Below are 13,946 nucleotides of genomic sequence, written 5' to 3'. Positions count from 1 at the left end.
CCTACGTGAGGCGGTCCTTGGCCTTGTAGTACGCCCCGGCGAAGGGCAGGAACCAGGCCGTCCCGTTGTAGAAGGGCACCGGGATCTTCGGGAAGCCGATGCCGCGCAGCGGATTGGCCTCCGGGTGGCCGTCCATCACCTCGGCCATGGCGCGGCCCATGTACGTGGCCATCTGGACACCGTGGCCGCAGTAGCCCATGGAGTAGTACACGCCCCCGGCCTGGCCCGCGTGCGGGATGCGGTCGTAGGAGAACCCGACGCTCCCGCCCCACACGTAGTCGATGCGCACATGGCTCAACTGCGGGAATATCTCGGCCATTTCGCGCTTCAGCACCGCTCCGCTGCGGCGGTCCGAGGCCGGGTCGGAGGGGGCGAAGCGGGCCCGGCCGCCGAAGGCGAGGCGGTGGTCGGGGGTGAGCCGGATGTAGTGGCCGATGTTCTTGGAGTCGACCACGAGACGGGCCTTCGGGATGACCTCCCGGGCCAGCTCCTCCCCCAGGGGCTCGGTGACGATGACGAAGCTGCCGACGGACACCAGCCGCTTGCGGAACCACGGAAGCGACCGGTCGGTGTACGCGTCGGTGGCGGCCATCACCTGCTTCGCGCGGACCGTGCCGTGCAACGTCTCCACCAGGAAGGTGCCGTCCCGGTCGCGGGTCACGGCGGTGGCGGCGTTGCGCTCGTGGATCCGCGCCCCGGCCCGCTCGGCGGCGTCCGCGAGGCCGTGGACGTACTTGCCGACGTGCAGCCCGGCGCTGAGCGGGTCCAGCAGCGCGCCGTGGTAATAATCCGAGCCGAGTTCGGCGCGCAGCTCGTCCCGGCTCAGCAGCACCGTCTCATGCCCGAAGTTCTCGGCCAGATCGCGCTGCTGGGCCTTCTTCTGCTCGAAGTGCCCGGGCTTGTACGCCACGCCGAGCCGGCCGCACCGGGTGAAGTCGCAGTCGATGCCCTCCTTCTCCGTCAGCTCCTCGACCACGTCGACCGCCTCGCGGAAGGCGTCGTACAGCTCGCGGGCGCGCGGCTGCCCGTAGCGCTTGCGCGCCTCGCCGGTGGAGATGGTGATGCCCTGGGTGCACATGCTGCCGTTGCGCCCCGAGGCACCGGAGCCGATCTTGTCCTTCTCCACGAGCAGGACGTCGGCGCCCTTGCGGGCGGTGTGCAGGGCGGTGGACAGCCCGGTGAGACCGCCGCCGATCACCGCCACGTCGACCGCGTCGGGCAATTCCTTGCCCGAGCGGTCCGGGAACGGCGGGGCGGTGTCGAGCCAGTACGGGATCTGCTTCATGCGCTGCTCCTCACACGCCCAGCAGGGCGGGCAGGCCGGACAGGTCGGGCAGCTCGTCGTAGGGCTGGTAGGCGGTGCTGCCCCGGCGGCCGAACCGGTTGATCCACACCCGGCGGGCCAGCCCCAGGTCACGGGTGGGGATGAGGTCGTACTCCCAGCCCTGAGCGGTGTGGATGACCTGGGACGGGTCGACGCCGATGGTCTTGTACGCGTACTCGAAGGTCTCCCGGGACGGCTTGTACGCCCCGGCCTGCTGGGCCGTGATCACATGGTCGAAGTCCACGCCGATGCGCTCGATGTTCCGCGCGATCAGATCGTCGTTGGTGTTGGAGATGATGGCGATCTCATAGCGGGACTTCAGGGCCCGCAGCGCGTCCGGCACCTCGGGGAAGGGCCCGAAGCCGGACACGGCCGCCACCAGGGCGTCACCGTCGGAGGTGCGGAACTCCAGTCCGTGCAGCCGCATCGCCTTCTCCAGGCTGGAGTGCAGCACCTCGTCGTACGGACGGTAGGTCTCCAGGACGGCCTGGAAGCGCATCACCCGGAAGTTGTCGATGAACGTGTCCACGTCCAGCCCGTCCAGATCGAGCCGGTCCCCCAGCGTCTTCAGGGTCGCCGGGACGAGTTCGAAATCGACGAGGGTGCCATAGGCGTCGAAGGTCACTACCTGGCGCATGTTCTCCACCTCACTGGTTGTCATGTGGGTCAGACCACCCGTTCGCCGGGGGCCACGATGGCGTCGAGGGCGGCCAGATCGGCCGCGTCGGGTGTCCATTCGGCCGCCGCCGCGTTGGCGGTGGCCTGCTCCGGGGTCATCGCTCCGCAGATCACGGAGCCGACCCCGGGGAGTGCGGCGAGCCCGCCGACCGCCACCCGCAGCAGCGGCTGGCCGCGCTCGGCGCCGTAAGTCCTCAGCGCCTCGACCCGGTCGAGGGCCGCGTCGGTCAGCCACCCCTCCCGCCAGGACAGCCTGCTGCCCGGCGGCGGTGGTTCGCCACGCCGGTACTTGCCGCTGAGCAGGCCGTTGGCCAGCGGATAGTACGGCAGCAGTGCGGTGCCCAGCCGGGTGGCGGCGGGGGTCAGCGCGGTTTCGGCGGTGCGGTCCAGCAGGTGGTAGCGGACCTGGGTGGAGACGAACCCGGCCACCAGCTGCGGCCCCGTCATGTTGGAGCAGCCGTAGTGGCGCACCACGCCCTCGGCCACCAGCTCCTCCAGCGCGGCGGCGGTCTCGGCGACCGGGGTGACGCCGTCCGGCTCGTGGTACTGGTACAGGTCGATGTAGTCGGTGCCGAGCCGCCGCAGCGACCTCTCCACGGCGTGCCGGAGGTACGCCCGGGAGCCGCGCGGGCCGAAGCGGTCGTACTCCGGCCCCATGGCCATGCCGAACTTGGTGGCCAGCACCACGGTGTCGCGACGGCCCTTGAGGGCCGCGCCGAGCAGCCGTTCGCTGTCGCCCGCCCGGCCGCCCCCGCCGTATCCGCCGTAGGTGTCGGCGGTGTCGAAGAGGGTGATGCCCGCGTCCAGCGCGGCATGGACGACGGCCCGGGTGGCGTCCTCGTCCAGCCGTGAGCCGAAGTTGTTGCCGCCGAGGCCCACCACCGAGACGCGTGGCCCGGTGTCCCCGAGCCGCCGGTAGCGCATCAGCCCTCCCCCGCGCCGGACACCGCGCCGAAGCCGATGCACACGTTCTTCAGCTGGGTGTAGCTGTCCAGCGCGGCCAGGCCCTTCTCGCGTCCCCAGCCGCTGTGTTTGTAGCCGCCGAAGGGCAGTTCCACTCCGGTGCCCACGCCCACCGCGTTGATGTTGACCTGCCCGGCCCGGATTCCGTCGGCGAGACGCAGCGCCGTGTTCATGTCGCGGGTCCACACGTAGGAGGACAGGCCGTACGGGGTGTCGTTGGCGAGGGCGAGGGCGTCGGCCACGTCGTCGAATTCGATGACGGTGATGACCGGGCCGAAGATCTCCTCCCGGGCGGTGCGGGTGTCGTTGGTGAGCCCGGTGAGCACGGTCGGCTCGATGAAGTACCCGTCGGCGAGCGCCGGATCGGCCGGGCGGCCGCCACCGGTACGGACCACGGCACCCTCCTCGCGGGCCAGCCGCAGATAGCCCTCGACCCGGTCGCGCTGCCGGGCCGAGACCAGCGGGCCCAGGTCCGGATCGGCCGGGCCCGGCCCCAGCCGCAGCGACGCGGCGTGGGCGACGAGCCGGGCGGTGAACTCCTCGGCGAAACCGTCGCCGCGCTGGAGCAGCAGCCGGGTGCCGGCCGAACAGGTCTGCCCGGCGTTGCCGAACACCGAGCCCGCCACCGCGCCCAGCGCCAGGTCCACGTCCGCGTCGGCGAACACCACGCTCGGGGACTTGCCGCCCAGCTCCACCACCGAGGGCACCACGTTGGCGGCCGCGCTCCGGGCGACCGAGATGCCGGTGGCCACCGAGCCGGTGAAGGTGATCTGGTCGATGCCGGGGTGTCCGGCGAGGGCCGCGCCCGCCTCGCCGTCCCCCGGCACCACGTTGAGCACGCCGGGCGGCAGCCCGCACTCCAGGGCGATGCGGCCGATCCGGAGCGGCGTCAGGGGCGCCTCCGGGGACGGCTTGAGCACGACCGTGCAGCCCGCGGCGAGGGCGGGGGCGCTGCCCCGGGCGGTGTTCTGGAGCGGGTAGTTGAACGGGATGATCTGCCCGGACACCCCGATCGGCTCCCGCACGGTGTAGTCGAGGAGCCCCGGGCCGAGCGGCACGGTCGTACCGCCCAGCTTGTCGGCGACGCCCGCGTAGAACTCGAAGTAGCGGGCGGCGGCCTCCACATCGGCCCGCGCCTGGCTCAGCGGCTTGCCCACGTCCAGCGACTCCAGCCGGGCCAGGCCCTCGGCCCGGACCCGGATCTCGGAGGCGATACGGAACAGCAGCCGACCGCGGTCGGCGGGCCGCAGCCGTGCCCAGTCGGCGGCTTCCAGGGCGCCCCGGGCAGCGGCCACCGCCCGGTCCACCTCGGCCGGGCCCACCGTGGCCACCTCGGCGATCAGGGTGCCGTGGGCCGGGTCGAGGACGCTGAAGGTGGCGCCGTCCGCGGCGAGGACGGACTTGCCGTCGATGAGCAGTTCGGTGACGGGCTCATCGGTGGCGGAACCCGTCTCGGACTCCGCCGTCATGGCCGGATCTCCCCCTCGACACCGCCGAAGATGACCACCTCGTCGCCGGGACGTACGGTACGGAGTCGGCGCACCCACAGCACGATGCCGTCCCAGGGGGCGCGCACCTCCTCCAGCACGGTGCCGTAGTGGTCGGTGATGGTGCCGATCAGATCGCCCTCCTTGCACTGTTCGCCGGGCCCGGCGTGGCCGAGGAAGAAGCCGCCGTCCGCCGAGCGGGCGAACGTGCCGCTCACCGCCGTGTAGCCGGTGCGCAGTTCTGCCTCGCCCTCGACCATGCCCAGTTGGCGCATGATGTTGCGGACCGAGCCGAGGTGGAGGTCCACGATCTCCTCGCGGTACGTACCGCCGCCCGCCTCGATGGTGATGGCGGGCTTGCCCGCCTGGAGGGTGGACAGCCGGGCCGTACCGCCCCAGGAGCCGCCCTTCCAGATCAGCTCGTGTCCGGCGGCGAGGCCGATGGGGGTGGCCAGCTCCTCGTAGCCGCCCTGGACGATGGTCAGCGGGGCGATCTCCCCGAAGGTGCCGCCGGTGTGCAGGTCCACCAGGGCGTCGATGGCGGGGATGACCTGGTCGACGAAGGTGGCGGCGAGCCGCAGCGAGTACGAGCCGTCCGCGTCGCCGGGGAAGATGCGGTTGAGGTTGGCGTGGTCGAGGCCGCTGGTGCGGGCTCCGGCCTCGAACGCGGGGGTGTTCACGCAGGGGATGCCGACGAGGGTGCCGCGCAGCGTCTCGGGGTCGGTGGTGGCGACGACGCGGCGGACGGCCTCCATGCCCTCGTACTCGTCGCCGTGGACGCCGCCGTCCACGCACAGCACCGGGCCGGGGGCGGCGCCGTTGACGACGAGCAGCGGAATGCCGAGCTGGACGCCGTAGGAGTGGGCGCCGACCGGGATCAGACCCTGGGCGCGGTCGCCGGGGGCGCAGGTGACGGGGCCGATGGTGTAGGGGGTGACGGCGGTGGTCGTCATGGGCGGAAAACCTCGTATCCGTGAGTGCGGGTCAGGCGGTGGGGAGGTGGGTGGCGGCCTCGTCCAGGGTGGCGCCGACGATGTCGACGATCCGGTCCAGCAGTGCGCGGTCGCTGATGAGCGGCGGGGCGATCTGCACCAGCGGGGCGGCGCGGTCGTAGACGCGGGCGAGCAGTCCGGCCTCGCGCAGCCGACGCGGGATGAGGTCGCGCACGAGGGCGGCGCGCAGGGGTTCGCCGAAGGCGCCGCGCTCGCCGTCCCCGGCGAGTTCGACGGCGTAGAAATAACCCTCGCCGCGGACATCGGCCACGATCGGCAGCGCGCTCAGCTCGGCCAGCCGCTTGGCGAGGTGCTCCTGGCCGTCGCGGACACCGGCCAGGATGCCGTCGCGTTCGATGATGTCGATGCTGCGCAGGGCGATGGCCGCGCACAGCGGATGGCCGCCGAAGGTGTAGCCGTGGTTGAGAACCTCGCCGGGGCGGTTGAGGACGTCGGCGACCCCGGTGCTGATCATGGTGGCGCCCATCGGGGCGTAGCCCGCGGTCAGCCCCTTGGCGAGGGTGATGAGGTCGGGGCGGGCGCCGTAGCGGTCGCCGCCGAACCATTCGCCGAGCCGTCCGAAGGCGGTGATCACCTCGTCGGCGGCGAGCAGGAAGCCGTACCGGTCGGCGAGGCGTCTGAGCCCCTGCCAGTACCCGGCGGGCGGGGGGACGCAGCCGCCGCGGTTCTGCACGGGCTCGGCGATGAGCAGGGCGACGGTCTCCGGGCCCTCGTCCAGGAGCGCCGCTTCGGCGTCGGCGAGGAGGAGTTCGGTGAAGGCGGCGTCGTCGAGCGGTTCGGGCAGTCGGCTGCGGTTGGTGTCGGCGATGAACCGGGTGGTGACGGCCGGGGGGCCGTACGGCTGGGTGAGGCCGGGGTCGTCGGTGAAGGACAGGGCGCCGAGCGTCAGTCCGTGGTAGGCGCCGCGGCGGGCGATGGCCTTGGTGCGGCCCGGTTCGCCGCGCAGCGCGTGGTATTTGCGGGCGATCTTCCAGGCGGTTTCGACGGCCTCGGCGCCGCCGCCGCTGAAGAAGGTGTAGTCGATGCCGTCGGGGGCGAGCGCGGCGAGCCGGTCGGCGAGGGCGAGCGCGGTGGGGTGCGCGGAGCTGGACCACAGCGGGCTGTAGCACAGCTCGCCGAGCTGGTGGCGGGCCGCTTCGGCGAACTCGTCGGCGTAGCCGTAGCCGAGCTGGGCGCAGTACAGGCCGGACAGCCCGTCGATGTAGCGGCGGCCGTCGGCATCGTGGACGTACGGGCCCTCGCCACGGGTGACGACGAACAGATCGCGGCCCGGGGCGCCGATGGATCCGTTGGCGGTCATGTTGAGCAGCAGATGCCGCTCCGCGGTGGCGGGACCGGTGAGGGTGAGGGCTTCGGTGCTGGTCATACGGCGTCGCCTCCGGGGGCGAGTCCGGCGGTGTTCTCCACCGACAGCAGCGCGTGCTGACGCCCCGAGCCGATCCAGCGCACCAGGCCCACCAGGACGAGCGCGAGCACCGCGATGGCGATGAGCACGGCACTGACCGCGGTCACGCTCGGGTCGACGTCGTAGGAGAGGGCGTTGAAGACCTGCACGGGCAGGGTCACGGTGCCGGCGGAGGACAGGAACTGGGAGATGAAGAACTCGTCGAAGCTGGTGATGAAGGAGAAGATGGCGGCCGCGACGATGCCGGGCGCGGCCAGCGGGAAGGTGATCCGGCGGGCCACGGTGAGCCGGCCCGCGCCCATGCTGGCGGCGGCGTCCTCCAGCCGTTCGTCGATGCCGCGCAGGGTGGCCACCAGGATCATCACCGCGATGGGCGAGGCCAGGACGGTGTGGCCGAGCGCGATGGCGAGGGGGCTGCCGAGCATCGCGGCGGGTTCGAAGAGCAGGAACAGTCCGAGTGCGGTGACGACCTGCGGGATCAGCAGCGGACCGAGGACGAGGGCGTACACCGCGGAGCGCAGCGGCAGTTCGCTGCGGGTGAGCGCGGTGGCCGCGGTGATGCCGAGGATCACCGAGAACACGGTGGTGATGGAGGCCACCAGCACGCTGAGCGACAGCGCGGCGGGCCATTTGCTTCCGTCGGCGAACAGCGCCCGGTACCAGCCGAGGGTCCAGGTGCTGGGCGGGAACGAGCCGAAGGCGTCGCCGCCGAAGGAGGTGACGACGATGACGATGATCGGCAGGGCCAGGAAGAGCAGGATGAGGGTGGCGGCGGCGGTGAGCGCGATCCGTCCGGTCCAGGTGCCGCGCAGTCCGGTCATGACACACTCCTCTTCCGCGCGCCCGCGCCGATGGACCGGGCGGTCTTGAGCAGCAGCAGCCCGGCGAAGGTGATGAGCAGCAGGACGACGCCCTGGGCGGCCGCCCCGTTCCACTGGTCCTGCTTCATCACCTGGTCGTTGATGAGGGAGGCCACCATGGTCTGCTTGGTGCCGCCCATCAGCGCGGGGGTGATGTAGTAGCCGAGGCACAGGATGAAGCAGAGCAGTCCGGCGCTGGCCAGGCCCGGGGCGACGAGCGGCAGATAGATGCGGGTGAAGATGCGCACCCGCCCGGCGCCCATGCTGGCCGCGGCGGCGAGCAGCCGCCGGTCGACGCCGCGCATCACTCCGTACAGCAGCAGGACGGTGTACGGGAGCATCACGGCGGTGGTGCCGATGACCACGCCGGTTTCGTTGTAGAGCATCCGGAACGGGGCGCCGGGCACCTTGAGGCCGGTGAGGGACTGGTTGGCCAGGCCGTGGTCGCCGAGCAGGATGATCCAGCCGTAGGTGCGCACCAGGGCGCTGATGAAGTGCGGGACGACGACGATCAGCATGACGAGCCCGGCCCAGATCGGCCGCAGCCGGGAGAGCGCGTTGGCGAGGACGAAGCCGACGGCGAGGCTCAGCAGGGACGTTTCTGCGGAGATCCGCAGGGTGGTGAGGAGGACGGAGAGATTGGCGCCGCTGAGGGCCTCGGCGTACCAGTGCAGGGTGAGCGCGCCGTCGGCGCTCTTCAGGCTGAGCAGCAGGGTGCCGAGGATGGGGAAGACGAAGAGGACGAGCAGGTAGAGGACGATCGGCGAGGCGTTGAGCAGGCCGATGCGGGCCCTGCGGGTGCCCACCAGCCGGTGGCGCAGCCCGCGGGGGCGGCTCGGCTTGGGGTCGCTGTGGGGGCGTACGGGCGTGGCGGGGCGTACCAGGGATCCGGCCATGGCTCAGCCGTCCGTATCTGCCGGGAAGAGGTTGATGTCCTCGGCGTCGGCGGTCAGTCCGACCCGCTCGCCGGTGACGGGGGCGCGTCCGGCGGGCACTTCGAGGCGCAGCAGCGGGGTGTCCTCGGCGATCCGTACTCCGGTGCGGACCAGGGTGCCCACATAGGTGACGGTTTCCACGGTGCCCGTGCAGAAGCCCTGTTCGGGGGCGCAGATACGGAGTCGTCCGGGCTGTACGGCGGCCTGGACCGGCTGGCCGGGGCGGAGGGAGTGGGGGCGCGCGGTGAGCAGTCCGCCGTGGTCGAGGCGGACCAGGGTGGCGTCGTCGTCGCCCTTCATCACCCGGCCGGGCAGGAAGTTGGCGGCGCCGAGGAAGTCGGCGACGAACGGGGTCCGGGGCCGCTCGAAGAGTTCGCGCGGGGTGTCGAACTGGTCGATGCCGCCGTCCCGCATCACCGCGATGCGGTCGGAGAGGACGAGCGCCTCTTCCTGATCGTGTGTCACATAGATGACGGTGAGGCCGAGTTCGCGCTGGATGGCCTTGATCTCGACCTGGAGCTGGTCGCGGAGTTTCTTGTCGAGCGCGCCGAGCGGTTCGTCCATGAGGATCACCGGCGGGCGGTAGATCAGCGCCCGGCACAGGGCGACGCGCTGCTGCTGTCCGCCGGACAGCTCGCGCGGGCGGCGCCCGGCGAAGCCGGCCATCCCGGCCATCTCCAGGGCCTCGTGCACCCGGGTGCGGATCTCGGCCTTGGGTACGCCGCGCAGTTGCAGCGGGAAGGCGAGGTTCTCGCCGACGGTCATGTGCGGGAAGAGCAGATACTGCTGGAAGACGAAGCCGAAGCCGCGCTTCTGCGGGGCGAGCCGGGTGACGTCGCGTCCGCCGACGGTCACGGTGCCGGAGTCGGGTTCGACGAATCCGGCGACCATCATCAGGGTGGTGGTCTTGCCGGAGCCGGAAGGTCCGAGGAAGGTGACGAACTCCCCCGCCGCTATCTCCATCGAGGCGGAATCCACGGCCACGGCGCCGCCGTAGGTCTTGTGGAGCCCCACGATCGACAGGGCCTTGCCGGTGGGCGACGTCTGCGGGGACGCGGTCGTCATGGCGGGTGCGGGGTCGGCGATGTGGAGGTCAGGCACGGGACCACTCCAGCCAGCGCTTGGCGACGGCGTCTTCGTGTTGGATCCACCAGGCGACGTCCAGGTCGAAGCCGGATTCCAGGTGGGAGGGCGAGCTGGGGAGGTTGGCCTTGACGTCGGCCGAGAGCTGGTCGTAGGCGGACGGCACGACCGGACCCATCGGGTAGATCTTGGCGAAGGCGGCCTGGACGTCGGGCCGCAGCGAGAAGTCGATGAGCCGGTAGGCGGCGTCGGTCTTGTCGGTGCCCTGGGGGATGCCCCAGCCGTTGGACTGCCTGCGGGCGCCGTTCCACTGGTACGCCATCGGGCTGCCGCCCTTGATCAGCGCGTCCAGCCGGCCCTGCCAGACGCTGGTCATCACGACTTCCTTGCGGCCGAGCAGCACTCCGGGGAGGGCGCCGGTGTCCCAGTACTTCTTCACCGACCCCTTGATCCGGTCCATCGACTTGAACGCGCGGTCCACGTCGAGCGGGTAGAGCTTGTCCATGGGCACGCCGTCGGCGAGCAGGGCGAATTCCAGCTCGGGCAGGTCGGCGTCCTGGGTCTGGAGGGATCGGCTGCCGGGGAACTTCTCCGTGTCCCAGAAGTCCGCCCAGGACGCGGGCTTGCGGCCGCCGAAGGCATCGGTGCGACAGGCCATGACGCTGGCCCAGTAGTTCTTGCCGACCGAGTATTCGGTGACGAGCTTGCTCGCGATCCGGGCCTTCTTGAAGTTCTTCAGCCGGTCGTGGTCGAGCTTCTGGAGGGCGCCCTTACCGCCGAGTTTCATGAAGTCGGCCATCGAGTCGTCGATGACGTCGAACTGCGGCCTGCCCTGCTTGATCTGGGCGAGCATCTGGGCGTACTGGATGTTGACGACCCGGATGGAGATGCCGGTCTCCTTGGTGAAGGCGTCGTACAGCGCCTTCTGGTTGGCGTCCCCGTAGGTGCCACCGCTGTTGCGGACGGTGAGGGTCTTCTTCCCGCCGCTGTCGGCGCGGCTGGTGCCGGTGCCGCAGGCGGCCAGTGACGTCAGGGCGGTGGCGGTGGCGAGGCCACCGGCCCCGCGCAGCAGCGCTCTGCGTCCGATCAGGGGGTCTGTCATCACTGCACCTCCGGGTTGTGCGGGTCGGGCGGGTCGAGCGGGGTGGCGGTGTACGGGGTGGCGATGGCGGCGAGTTCGGCGCCGGTGGCGACGGTGAGTCCGTGCATCCCGTAGAAGAGGCGGCCGGTGGCGGGCGCGGTGACCTTGTGCTCCCGGCCGTCGGCGGGGTCGACCAGTCGGCCGAGGCTCTGGCCTTCGGCCACGTCGCCTCCGCGGTCGGTCTCCGGGTACCACAGCCCGGTGGCCGGGGCGGTCACGGACGCGGCCCACACCCACTCCCGGACGGCGGGACGCGGTGTGGTGTCGTCCGGCAGCGGGTCGAGGGTGCCGAGGTGGCGCAGCAGCCGGAACACTCCGTCGAGCAGGGTTTGTACGGTGGCGGGGTCGCGGTCGCCGAGCTGGCCGGTCTCGATGAGGATGGCGGGCACGCCCCGGCGGATGGCGGCGGCGTGGCTGTTGCCGCCGGTGGCGTCGGTGCCGAGGATGACGTCCGGGTAGCCGACGGCGTGGGCCATGCCGCGGGCCGTGGCGTCCAGCGCGGCGTCGCCGGTGAGACGGTAGCCCACGAAGTCGGACAGGGTCTCGTCGATGCCGCCGCTGTGCAGGTCGGCGTAGGCGTCCGCGCCGGGCAGCAGATGGGCGAAGAGCCAGGCGGCCAGCCGCTCGGTGGGCCCGCCGTCCGGGTCGCCGGGGAAGACCCGGTTGATGTTGACGCCGTCCAGCGGGGAGGCGCCCAGGCGGCCCTGGTAGACGGCGGGAGGGTTGGCGACGGGGCAGAGCACGACCTGTCCGCACACCTCCTCGGGGGTCAGCAGACCGGCCAGCCGCGCGGCGGCGTCGACCCCGGCGAACTCGCCGCCGTGCACCCCGCCGGTGAGCACGACGCGGGGGCCGGGGCGGGCGCCGTTGACGAGCGTGACCGGGAGGTCGGCGGTGACCGGGCCGAGGTCCACGGGGACGGTGCCCCGGACCTTGCGGCCGGTGTCGGCGGTCAGCGGGCCGACGGTCAGTGTCATCTCGTACCTTCCGTGAGGGGTTCGGGCCGTGTGAAGTGCGGGTTCAGGCCGCGGTGCGGCCGCGGGTGGACAGGAAGTCGATGGGCTGGAGCGTGTCGCCGTCCAGCGCGAGGTCGGCCGCGATGTCGCCCATGGCGGGCGAGAGCTTGAAGCCGTGCCCGGAGAATCCGGCCAGCAGCACGATGTCCTCGCATCCGGGCAACGGGCCGACCAGCGGGCGGCTGCTCTCGGTGTAGCCCTCCATGAAGACCGAGAGCCGCACCGGGTCGGGGTGCAGATCGGGCATGTAGCGGCGGGTCAGCTCGGTGAAGACCGCGAGTTCCTCGGGCTCCACGGTGCGGTCCAGCCGCTCCGGGTCGGGCACCGCGCGGTGCAGGGCACGGGACAGGCCGAGCTTGACCGAGATGCCGTCGGGTGAGGGCAGCCCGTAGCAGTGGGTGGGCGCGGTGCGGATGAAGGCGGGCGCCTCGGCGCCGTGCCAGTCGTGGGTGGTGGGCACGAACCAGGCGTTGATCAGCCGCCGGATGTCCACCTCCCACTCCAGGTCCGGGAGGAGTTCGTTGACCCAGGGGCCGACGGTGACCACGACGGAGTCGTACGTCTCGGTGCCCTGGTCGGTGCGCACGGCCACGCCGCCCCCTGCGGGGGTCACCTCCCGCACCGGTGTGTAGCGGTGCAGCCGGGCGCCCAGCCGCTCGGCGCGGGCGGCCGCGGTGTGCACGCTCAGCTCCGGGCGCAGAAACCCCGCGTTGCGGTCCAGTACGGCGGCGTCGCCGTCCTCGATGCGGAACTGGGGGAAGCGCTTGGCGAGCGCGTCCGCGTCCAAGACCTCGTGGTCGAGGCCGTGTTCGGCGATGGACTCCAGGACCGTGCTCATCTGCTGGTGGCCGGTGCGGCCCATGAGCAGACATCCGGTGAGGCGGCGCAGCTCGCGGCCGGTCTCCCGCTGGAGCTCCTTCCACAGCGCGTCGGCGTGGCGCAGCAGCGGTACGTAGCGGGAGTCCTCGAAGTGGGCGCTGCGGAAGATCCGGGTCTCGCCGCCCGCCGCGCTCCGGTCGTGGCCGGGGGCGTACCGGTCGTAGCCGGTCACCTCCGCGCCCCGGGAGGCCAGCCGCCACATGGCCTGACTGCCCATGGTCCCGGTGCCGATGACCGCTACGCGCTTCCTCGTGGCCACGGATGCCTCCTGGGGTGGAGTGAAGAGGTGTCCCGGACGGCTGTTCCACAATGTGGCATGCCGTGCTAGATTGCAGCATCAATGTCGCAGCGCCCCAGAGGCCGGTCAAGGGATCGCACAGCGAAAAGTCCAGAACTTAATGGCGGAAACCTGATGGAAATGAAGAGCGTGATCCGCAGCCTTCGCATCCTCGAAGCGGTCGCCCAGCACCAGCCGGTGACCGTCGGCGAGCTGACGAAGATCTTCGGACTGCCCAAGTCGACGGTGCAGCGCACCCTGGTGACGCTCAACGAGGCGGGCTGGCTGCGCGCCAGCCGGGGCGACACCACGCGCTGGGAGGTCGGCGCCCGGGTGCTCGCGGTCCGCCCGGCCGCCCACCAGGGGTCGAGCCTGTTCGCGGCGGCGCGCGAGCCGATGTGCCGGCTGCGCGACGCGGTCGACGAGACCATCCATCTGTCCGTCCCGGACGGACTGCGCTGCATGGTCATGGTGGACCGGGTCGACTGCACCCAGGCGGTGCGCACCTATCACCAGGTCGGCGACACCTCGCCGATGCACGCCACGGCCACCGGCCACGCGGTCCTCGCCCTCCTCCCCGCCGACGAGGTCGACGAGGTCATCGCGGACGGACTGGACCGCTACGGCGACGCCACCATCACCGATCCGCAGGAGCTGCGCGAGGAACTCGAGCGGGTCCGGCGGGACGGCTACGCCGTCAATCGCAACCAGTACCTGCCCGACGTCTGCGCCATCGCCGCGCCGATCGTCGCGGGGAACGGAACCCCGGTGGCGACCGTCGCCATCTCCATGCCCGACTCCCGCTACGACCCGCACGAGGTGGACCGGTGGGGGCGGCTGGTGGCCGACACCGCGGCGGAGATCAGCGCCCGTCGCTTCGAGTGA

The 13,946-nt window shown here is 71.6% G+C and carries 13 protein-coding genes; 1 reads left to right on the top strand and 12 read right to left on the bottom strand.

Annotation, left to right across the window (positions count from 1 at the left end; translation table 11 throughout):
* Position 1 precedes the first annotated feature (1 nt).
* The 12 genes from HYQ63_RS40525 to solA are packed head-to-tail and all read right to left on the bottom strand — an operon-like array spanning position 2 to position 13,043.
* A complete protein-coding gene (locus HYQ63_RS40525; protein ID WP_179938966.1) occupies positions 2 to 1,285 on the bottom strand; it encodes an FAD-binding oxidoreductase in 1,284 nt (427 codons plus the stop codon).
* Between the two features lie 10 nt (positions 1,286 to 1,295).
* Positions 1,296 to 1,961 (bottom strand): haloacid dehalogenase type II, encoded by a 666-nt coding sequence (locus tag HYQ63_RS40520; RefSeq protein WP_179938964.1) that lies wholly within the window; start codon positions 1,959 to 1,961, stop codon positions 1,296 to 1,298.
* A gap of 29 nt (positions 1,962 to 1,990) precedes the next feature.
* Positions 1,991 to 2,926, bottom strand: a complete 936-nt coding sequence (locus HYQ63_RS40515; RefSeq protein WP_179938959.1) for an aldo/keto reductase — start codon at positions 2,924 to 2,926, stop codon at positions 1,991 to 1,993.
* Positions 2,926 to 4,434, bottom strand: coding sequence for an aldehyde dehydrogenase family protein (locus HYQ63_RS40510; RefSeq protein WP_179938957.1), 1,509 nt, complete (start codon positions 4,432 to 4,434; stop codon positions 2,926 to 2,928). Before HYQ63_RS40510 ends, HYQ63_RS40515 begins: the two co-directional genes overlap by 1 nt.
* On the bottom strand, positions 4,431 to 5,405 hold the full coding sequence (locus HYQ63_RS40505; RefSeq protein WP_179938955.1) for a succinylglutamate desuccinylase/aspartoacylase family protein: 975 nt from the start codon (positions 5,403 to 5,405) through the stop codon (positions 4,431 to 4,433). The genes HYQ63_RS40510 and HYQ63_RS40505 overlap by 4 nt, the downstream gene beginning before the upstream one ends.
* 31 nt (positions 5,406 to 5,436) lie before the next feature.
* On the bottom strand, positions 5,437 to 6,831 hold the full coding sequence (locus HYQ63_RS40500) for an aminotransferase class III-fold pyridoxal phosphate-dependent enzyme (RefSeq protein WP_179938953.1): 1,395 nt from the start codon (positions 6,829 to 6,831) through the stop codon (positions 5,437 to 5,439).
* Positions 6,828 to 7,691, bottom strand: coding sequence for an ABC transporter permease (locus tag HYQ63_RS40495; RefSeq protein ID WP_179938951.1), 864 nt, complete (start codon positions 7,689 to 7,691; stop codon positions 6,828 to 6,830). Before HYQ63_RS40495 ends, HYQ63_RS40500 begins: the two co-directional genes overlap by 4 nt.
* The gene (locus HYQ63_RS40490; RefSeq protein WP_179938949.1) at positions 7,688 to 8,626 is read right to left on the bottom strand and encodes an ABC transporter permease; all 939 of its coding nucleotides are present in this window, start codon (positions 8,624 to 8,626) and stop codon (positions 7,688 to 7,690) included. The genes HYQ63_RS40495 and HYQ63_RS40490 overlap by 4 nt, the downstream gene beginning before the upstream one ends.
* Positions 8,627 to 8,629: 3 nt before the next feature.
* Positions 8,630 to 9,730 (bottom strand): ABC transporter ATP-binding protein, encoded by a 1,101-nt coding sequence (locus HYQ63_RS40485; RefSeq protein ID WP_179941042.1) that lies wholly within the window; start codon positions 9,728 to 9,730, stop codon positions 8,630 to 8,632.
* Positions 9,731 to 9,758: 28 nt separating this feature from the next.
* Positions 9,759 to 10,850, bottom strand: a complete 1,092-nt coding sequence (locus HYQ63_RS40480; RefSeq protein ID WP_179938948.1) for an ABC transporter substrate-binding protein — start codon at positions 10,848 to 10,850, stop codon at positions 9,759 to 9,761.
* On the bottom strand, positions 10,850 to 11,866 hold the full coding sequence (locus HYQ63_RS40475; RefSeq protein WP_179938947.1) for a succinylglutamate desuccinylase/aspartoacylase family protein: 1,017 nt from the start codon (positions 11,864 to 11,866) through the stop codon (positions 10,850 to 10,852). The genes HYQ63_RS40480 and HYQ63_RS40475 overlap by 1 nt, the downstream gene beginning before the upstream one ends.
* A gap of 43 nt (positions 11,867 to 11,909) precedes the next feature.
* Positions 11,910 to 13,043 (bottom strand): N-methyl-L-tryptophan oxidase, encoded by a 1,134-nt coding sequence (gene solA, locus HYQ63_RS40470; RefSeq protein ID WP_179938946.1) that lies wholly within the window; start codon positions 13,041 to 13,043, stop codon positions 11,910 to 11,912.
* Between the two features lie 159 nt (positions 13,044 to 13,202).
* Between solA and HYQ63_RS40465 the strand changes: the two genes are divergently transcribed.
* On the top strand, positions 13,203 to 13,946 hold the full coding sequence (locus HYQ63_RS40465) for an IclR family transcriptional regulator (protein WP_179938944.1): 744 nt from the start codon (positions 13,203 to 13,205) through the stop codon (positions 13,944 to 13,946).

It is taken from the genome of Streptomyces sp. Rer75 (assembly GCF_013414305.1).
GTDB classification, from domain to species: Bacteria; Actinomycetota; Actinomycetes; order Streptomycetales; family Streptomycetaceae; genus Streptomyces; species Streptomyces himastatinicus.
Note: the sequence above shows the minus strand (reverse complement) of the source record. Positions and strands in the feature narration are given on the sequence as shown.